The sequence below is a fragment of the Microbulbifer epialgicus genome (assembly GCF_041447265.1).
Lineage (GTDB): Bacteria > Pseudomonadota > Gammaproteobacteria > Pseudomonadales > Cellvibrionaceae > Microbulbifer > Microbulbifer epialgicus.
The window spans coordinates 1-934 of record NZ_JBGMEK010000248.1; the positions used below are offsets into that span (position 1 = coordinate 1).

At 43.1% G+C, this 934-nt stretch carries 2 protein-coding genes; both read right to left on the reverse strand.

Annotation, left to right across the window (positions count from 1 at the left end; all coding sequences use genetic code 11):
- Positions 1–76: 76 nt before the first annotated feature.
- Positions 77–334, reverse strand: coding sequence for a hypothetical protein (locus ACCI49_RS24810; RefSeq protein WP_371841940.1), 258 nt, complete (start codon positions 332–334; stop codon positions 77–79).
- Between the two features lie 225 nt (positions 335–559).
- Positions 560–934, reverse strand: a 375-nt coding sequence (locus tag ACCI49_RS24815) for a transposase (protein ID WP_371837343.1), incomplete at its 5' end; no start/stop codon positions are given.

The window sequence follows — 934 nt, forward strand, 5'->3', positions numbered from 1 at the left end:
AAAACAACACATACTGGGATGAAAATATGACTTAAAAGCTTGACGAAGAACCATAGTCACTTGTTATACACCATGGTTAGAACCCGCTATCTCCGGGATCTACTGGGCCATTGTGCCCGCCAAATCTGCTACCCTTTGCCCATCCAATTTTTAACTTTTTATGAACAGAAATGGCTCCAATTAAAGGAATAAGCCAGACCAAGAGGTAGTAAAATACTTTGCTTACTCGAGATTTCATTGGGTAGTGATGCAGCTCAATTGTGAGCGCGATGTTCGCCAGAAAGTAAGCTATAGCAAACATTCCCAATAGAGCCTTGTAGCCTTCGTCACTCATTATCTAGCCGTATAACGCAGTGTAGGCTGTCCGAGTGGCATAGCCGCGTTGTGCTGCACCTGATTATGCACTGCTACTCTTGCGGTGACCATAAATAAGTAACCCTAGACCAATGACACTCAATACTACGATACCCGCTTCTACCATACCAACAATTAAAATAACTGCACCTACATTGTTTACGACTGCGAGATATACTATTAACCCGGCGGACAAATAGTTCAGTTATGCTGCGTACCTAATTGATTCGTGTCGGAAGTAGGCTGCTACACGCGCGGGCTTCTTTTGTAACATTCTCATGTGAGAAAGCACTTTCCTTTTTAGCTTCTCCTTGGATCGGGCTGGCATGCCACTGTGAACGCCCCCTTTAAGGTCGCAATTCAAATACTCATCTGGATTCAGTTCAGGTGAATATGATGGTAAATAATAAATTTCTATCTCATCCTCGTGCTCTGCCAGCCAAGCTTTAACAAATCGTGCATGATGTACCCTAAGATTGTCCAGAATGAGGTAAACTTTACGCCCCGCTGTTTTGATCAATCGCTTAAGAAAGTCAATCAGCCTATCGGCATTCATACTTCCTTCGTAAATTTGAAAACG